At 39.2% G+C, this 6,632-nt stretch carries 4 protein-coding genes and 2 pseudogenes; 3 read left to right on the forward strand and 3 right to left on the reverse strand.

Annotated features, from left to right (window positions below; translation table 11 throughout):
• Nucleotides 1-129: 129 nt before the first annotated feature.
• Nucleotides 130-1,086, forward strand: a pseudogene (locus ACTRWI_RS21580) (IS5 family transposase).
• 462 nt (nt 1,087-1,548) lie between these two features.
• Here the strand turns inward: ACTRWI_RS21580 and ACTRWI_RS21585 are convergent.
• Entirely contained in the window at nt 1,549-1,692 is a 144-nt protein-coding gene (locus ACTRWI_RS21585) for a hypothetical protein (protein WP_499133768.1), read from the reverse strand.
• Between the two features lie 244 nt (nt 1,693-1,936).
• The gene (locus ACTRWI_RS21590) at nt 1,937-2,734 is read right to left on the reverse strand and encodes a hypothetical protein (RefSeq protein ID WP_499133769.1); all 798 of its coding nucleotides are present in this window, start codon (nt 2,732-2,734) and stop codon (nt 1,937-1,939) included.
• A gap of 1,558 nt (nt 2,735-4,292) precedes the next feature.
• Between ACTRWI_RS21590 and ACTRWI_RS21595 the strand changes: the two genes are divergently transcribed.
• Together ACTRWI_RS21595 and ACTRWI_RS21600 are read left to right on the forward strand one after the other, a co-directional pair.
• Complete coding sequence (locus ACTRWI_RS21595; protein ID WP_499133770.1) at nt 4,293-5,597, forward strand: zinc metalloprotease; 1,305 nt, start codon at nt 4,293-4,295, stop codon at nt 5,595-5,597.
• Between the two features lie 184 nt (nt 5,598-5,781).
• Nucleotides 5,782-6,016, forward strand: a pseudogene (locus ACTRWI_RS21600) (tyrosine-type recombinase/integrase); the annotation flags it as partial.
• Nucleotides 6,017-6,046: 30 nt separating this feature from the next.
• On the opposite strand, the gene ACTRWI_RS21605 reads toward ACTRWI_RS21600, so the two are convergent.
• Nucleotides 6,047-6,565 carry an NUDIX hydrolase gene (locus ACTRWI_RS21605; protein ID WP_499133771.1) on the reverse strand — a complete coding sequence of 173 codons (519 nt, stop codon included), beginning with the start codon at nt 6,563-6,565 and terminating at the stop codon, nt 6,047-6,049.
• Between the last annotated feature and the right edge of the window lie 67 nt (nt 6,566-6,632).

The following is a 6,632-nucleotide window of genomic DNA, read 5'->3' on the forward strand; positions in this document are numbered from 1 at the left end:
ATGTTAGCGACCGTACCCTTCAATTAGCCATTGCATCCTGAGGTGCGTCCATATATGTTGCGTAATTGCATGGGACTAAATCTAGAAGTTACGATCTGATCGGCGACATCAGTTAATCATCGTAGCCTTATGCCTAAACCTCGTTACAAAACAAATCATTGGAAGCAGTACAATAAAGACTTAATCAACCTTGGTTCTCTGAGCTTTTGGATTGATGAGGAGGCGATAGCCGAGTGGAAGCAAATCAAACAAGGCAAGCGTGGTAGACCTCGCCAATTCAGCGACTTAGTCATTACTACCGCACTGATGGTGAAGCGTGTTTTCTCGATGCCATTGAGAGCGCTGCAAGGCGTTCTAGACTCCGTATTTAAGCTGGCTAACATCCCGCTTGTTTGCCCACACTACACCTGTATAAGCCGCCGAGCTAAGGAAGTTTAGGCTTCATTTAAAACCAGAACCAGAACCAGAACCAGAACCAGAACCAGAACCAGAACCAGAACCAGAATACAACATCTGGCCATTGATGCAACTGGCCTCAAGGTTTATGGCGAATGTGAATGGAAGATCAAGAAGCATGGCACTGATGGGAAGCGCAGAGTCTGGCGTAAGCTGCACATCGCAGTAGATACAAGCACCCACGAAATAGTCGCAGCAGAACTGAGTTTATCTAACGTCACTGATGCCGAAGTGCTCCCTAACTTACTCAAACAGACACATCGCAAAATCATTGATATATCAGGTGATGGCGCTTATGACACAAGAAATTGCCATGATGCCATACGGATAAAGCAAGCGGTTCCGCTTATCCCGCCACGAGAAGGAGCTGCATTCTGGGAGCAAGGGCACCCTCGCAGTTTAGCAGTAGGTTGTCAGAAGCTCTACGGCTCCAACAAAAAATGGAAAAAGTGTTATGGGTATCACAAGCGTTCGCTCTTTGAAACAGCCATGTATCGTGTGCAGCAGTTGCTAGGTGGGAGGTTAAGCTTGAGAAACTACAATGCTCAAGTTGGCGAAACCTACGCCATAATTAAAGCGCATAACAAGCTTACAGGGCTTGGTATGCCTGAAACTCAGTGTGTTGTTTAATAATCGCTCAATCTCGGACTGTTTGATTTTCTGTCCGAATTAAGTAACAAAGTCCTGTAGAGATGATAAAATATGGGGAGTACATTCCACCGATATAGAACGTCTTTGTACAAAATATTATTCATTTATTTTTGTATAAACTGGCAATAAATGACAGTTCATCATCGGAAAGGGAACACGCTAAATCTTTCCTACTATTGACTACAACGTCTAGATGGCTCTTTAAAACAATAAGTTGCTCAAAAGGTAGGCTTTCCAATAAAGCAATTACCTTTTCTGGAGGTAAGTTTTTTAAGAAATCAGAGTCCAATAGTCCAATAGTCCAATAGTCCAATAGTGGTATGTATCATAACGATACCAAAAAACTCTAACTGATAATTTAACTAGTAGAAATTAAACTAGCAGTTCCAGTTCTGTCGTAAATCTAGTTAGAGGCGTGACAGTTCCATCCGACAGATAGGATTAGCCTGCGAGTGCATAAAATTGCTCGTAGGTGGTCGCACCTTCTAACGACTTCCAACCTAGTGCGTAGATAAACCGATCTTGCTCTGTGAGAGAGTCTGATTTTATGTCTTCTTTTAATCTACTAATTTTCCATATGTACATAAATGCTCCTTATTCATAACGTTTGGATAAACGTTAGTAATTACTGCACTATTCTTGCGAAAAATGAGCAGAGGCCAACGTGAAGGCGACTACTAACAGACTCACTCCGAAAAATCGATTGATAGAATACTGTACTAACAAGATCTACAATTATCCTTAACCACCACACAAATAACCCAGACTGATAAAACCGTAAAAACATTAACCAGAACTAATAGCATATTCATTGTGTATTATATAAAGGTTACAGCTCTATTTTTATCTTTCTCTTTTGAGCAACATCAACAGTTAATTGTCCATTGGTTTTCGTAGTTAACGAATCTTTGTTCGCTATAATATCCATATCAAATACACACCTATCAAAACCTTGAGTTAACTGTGCTTGCGTTTGATCAAATATCTCACTCAAACTCTTATTGTAAGAGCCAGAATTAAGTAGATGATCACCAGTATTAATATCTAGTGCGACGCCTCTTACGTTGGTCTCAACACTATTCAAACAACCTAGCTTTGCACCAAAGTATGCGTATGAGTGACCTGCCTCTGGCGAAAAAGACACATCAATAACTTCATTTGTCAAGCTCACGATAGGGTCAAAAGGGAGAGGAAATTCACTGACCGTTAACTGAGAAATTTCAACACCATCTCGAACAAAGCTAACTTTATACTCGGTTGCTAAAGCGGAAATCGTTGCAGCGTAATACTCACCGCCATAACTACCACTTCCCTCCACCACCTCAACTTTTGATAAGAGCAAAGGTTGAGATATATTGTCTACTGTAACCACTAATTCATCGCCATCGGCTAAAGTTATATATAAACCATCCTTGCCATGAACATGCCCCGTGACTTCAGCATCGGATGAACTTGTTGCAGATATTGTAAAGGATACTTGCAAATCAGAAGCTGCGTAATCACTACTGTCATGAGTAGCACTATCCTCTGAGTTTGCAGAAGAAGAGCTGCTTCCGCCGTTTCCTCCACCGCAACCAACAAGTAACGCTAATACTGACGCAAAATATAATTTCATAATATTATCCATTTTAGGACTCCATAATTCTGATCCCCACACAAGATAGCTACCACATAAACAACCTAGACCGATGAAATATGCAAAATCAATAACTAAAACTGATAACATATTCGCCGTGGATTATGTAAAGGTTAATTTAGGCAAAGTATACAATTGATATCACTGTCACACCTGGAACATTACTAATCATTCGAACAATAAGGTCGATGACCACATCATAAACTCAATAAATTCAAGGGCTCTAAAGACTGTAAGTCGGAGCCATTAACAGACTGATCAATAAAGTTAATGAGTAAAGACTCTACGTCGATGGGCACATGTGAAGACATAAAATTTAATTTTTAGAGCAAAAGCTCACGCATTCAAAAACTGAATAATGATGCAGTATATTCAAACATTGGAGGTGAGTTTTCTATCGACTTATGCGTCAGAGAAAATGATAATGGGGCGAAAGCTTCTCAGCCACATTACTAAATTAGTTGTGATCACCAAGCGATTCAGTCGTACCGAAACTACCAAGCGACTTTGTTTTTCTAGAGCGTGACAATAAGCAAAAGCGCTACAAGAAAGAAGACATCATTTTCATCAAGTAATACGACCCTGTTCAACAGGTTTATGATGAGCCCGATTACTTGGGATGTGTTCATTCCGCATTACTTAGTCAGGATTCCACTACCTTTCGCCGCCGGTATTACAAGAACGGTTTACACATGGGCTTTATCTTCTGCGCGACGGACCCAAAGATAAATACGAAGAGATTAAAAGCGTCACTGCTCAAAAAGTAATAACAGGTCACCGCTTCCCTGTAGAACTGGCCGCCATCATTCCAAATAGTGAGACCCCTGGTAACACCATTTAATTCGATTACGTCTACTACAAAAATGAAGTCATTCCGAATTGTGAAATGTTTATGGATGCAGTCAATGATGATCCAGAAGTGTCGGAAAATCTTCATTGAACCTTTAATCTGACAATGTTGCAACGTAAACACAGTGACATTTTTTGCAATTTTGTTTTTCGTTGCAATTCACGCTCAGAACCTTATCCAATAAGGGCTGAAGCGATAAACAAAGGTCATCACAAAACACAAACGATCATTACTGATCGTCAAGACTTCAATTTGTTGCAATTTTTTTAGGCGTCCTGTTAGCCCTTCAACTATCCCCTATCCCCATTATTCCGAAAGGGCTCGCGGCTTGTTATCTTTCTATTACGGAAGCAGAATTTCACTGAAATAGAATTGCTAAAGAATGAGATCGAAAACGCTGCCGGCGGGTAGGAGGAGTGCGTTTTCCGTGGGTGGGCGTGCTTTCGGTGAGCTGTAAGATAGGCACCAAGACGTTACCGTTATCGGATTCATGAGGTAACCACACAGCAAATTTGATCATAAGTTTTTTGCTGAGTTCAAATATAGCTTTTCTATATATCCCTGCTACTGAAAAATCTTCAGATCTGGTTAGACCAAACCTAAAAATGCACATCCACTATTGATTGGGTTTATGGATTGTTGTAACGTCAAACATCACTCAGAATTATCCATCCACCACAAAGAGGCATAATTAAACATATGAAAAATAAACTATTTTTAAGCTTAACCACATTAGGATTAGCTGCTGTTAGTGGCTGCGGTGGAGATGGAGGAGATGGAGGAGATGGAGGAGATGGAGGAACACAAACTCATAGCTATTCAGCAGACTCTAAATATAAAAGTCAATTTAAGCTATCCCCTATAGATGCTGACCTACCAGAATTATTCGCTTCAGTTAAAAAAACTACCTTAAAATCACATAGTTCATCTTTTGAATTCACTGATATTGATTTTGAAAACTTAGGAGGGAACAAATGGAAAATAACGAACCACACTCCTCAACCATTAAAGAGTCTAGTTGTAAGATTAAACAATAATAAATTATCATTATTAGATTTAAGTGCAGAAATACAAGGTTATACCGAAGCAGAATTAGACTTCCCAACTGAAACAGTGACCTCTTTAAGTTACTCTAATCAGTCAGAGATATTCTTACCTATAATAAGAGTTGATAACCACAAAGACTCTAACTGTGTAACAAAATCTACGGGAACTTGCTATAACGATTTAAATGATGATGAGCGAAATCCTTATCTAAACATAGTAACAAAGATTAAAGAGTCATTTAATCGAAGATCTTTCTCTAAAGCCCTTGATGACTTCTTGATAAAAAATTGTACCGAATACAGCAACTGTAAAGATTACAAAAATGAAGGCTTGAGCTACGGAACAAAAACATTGTTAACTTTGGGTGCTGAAGGTCACGAGCTTGGCTTATACTCCATGCGAAGAGAGTATGCTGCTCTTGGGATGGGAGGAGGTAGTATGCCAAATATTGATACATACATAGTAACCTCTGGTGGTTGGGCTTCGATATGGGAAGGGCGCTTTAAACCTGGATACGACGCAAACTTAACAACAACGTATGATACATTATTTCATGAAATTGGTCATGCGTACGGCTATGGCCATGATAGCGGAATTACTTATGGCTTTGCTGATGATTGGGCTAATAATTACGTTCAAGAAAATTGGAGTGTTAACGATAGAGAAAATATTTCTACACTTCGCACCCCAGAATTAGCTATTGATATATCACATTTAAGTACAGGTGTTGCTTTACTAAAAGCATACAAAACAATTAACAATAAAGAACCTATCAACATAGAGATTATAAATGTCGAAGATAGTAACATTACTGTAGAAAAAACTAGTACAGGTAATGAATTTTTAATTAAATTTAACAATCAAATATCGACACCAACCTATTTTAGAGTGGGGTTTGAAGGCAGTGATTACTTATCAACTATAAAAATCGATGCTCCCGTTCTATTTCCTGTTTAAATAATTTATAAATTAAATCACTTAATATTTAAATATCTATGCTTTATCAGGATCATGGCTTTATTACGTACCCCCCCTGGACTTATATAATAAAGCCATTGCAAACCTAATAAAAAACCTTAAAATTTTATTCTTATTAAATATATCGACTAAATATTATCACCCTACTAAAAAAGATAAAAATTTACCCAATGGGCAAGGAACGCATGTTTTACGTCATACCTTTGCAAGTCACTTTATGATGAATGGAGGGAATATTTTGGTATTACATATACATTTTAGGGCACACCGATATTTCAATGATGATGCGCTATACTCATTCTGCACCTAACCATTTGAACGATGCTATTCACTTTAATCCCCTGAATTCTTTGCCGCCCCACAATGGCGACAAAGTAGCGACAGAGGATGTTATTTAGCGTTTAAAAGGGCTTTTAAACGTTTTTAGTTTAAAGCATTTCCTTCGCGACTAAATGTAGCAGAAACGTTTCCCGCTCAATGCTCATGCCCTTTTTAGGGCTCTCGGCGATGGTCTTCTCATTGTGGGCAATTGCCTCATGAATGTTAATCCACACAGGCTTCATTCCGTTTTTAACTTCGTAATCTTCGTAAGCTGTCTCACCAAGTTCACGATCGATCTTGCACGAATAGCAGTACGAAATCATATGCATGATATCGGCATTATCTTTGTACCAAGGGCGAAACTCTTCAAAAATGCCAAACGGCTTAATGCCATGAATGTTCTTTGCACCCGTCTCTTCTTCAAGCTCTCGGACCATGCCCGCAATCACGTCTTCGCCCTCATCTAGGCCACCACCAGGAATGGTGTAGTCGTGGTAACGCTCGGTATAAAGCATCAGAATATCTTCACCATCTAATACAATCGCTCTGGCAGCGTTGCGCTTATAAACTGTTTTGTTATCTAGGTGATCGATATCCGGGTGAATGGTCGTTTTTAGGTGTCTCATGGCTCTAACTGCTCAACTGAATTTGGCGGAATCATATCATAATCATTCATAGATTCGAGGTTCATAG

Source organism: Pseudoalteromonas sp. G5_S1_14_S5, from assembly GCF_054968605.1.

What these genes read in the sequence shown, in the direction of transcription:
- ACTRWI_RS21605 (WP_499133771.1), bottom strand. Translation starts at nt 6,565, where the DNA reads ATGAGACACCTAAAAACGACCATTCACCCGGATATCGATCACCTAGAT.
- ACTRWI_RS21585 (WP_499133768.1), bottom strand. Translation starts at nt 1,692, where the DNA reads ATGTACATATGGAAAATTAGTAGATTAAAAGAAGACATAAAATCAGAC.
- ACTRWI_RS21590 (WP_499133769.1), bottom strand. Translation starts at nt 2,734, where the DNA reads ATGGATAATATTATGAAATTATATTTTGCGTCAGTATTAGCGTTACTT.
- ACTRWI_RS21595 (WP_499133770.1), top strand. Translation starts at nt 4,293, where the DNA reads ATGAAAAATAAACTATTTTTAAGCTTAACCACATTAGGATTAGCTGCT.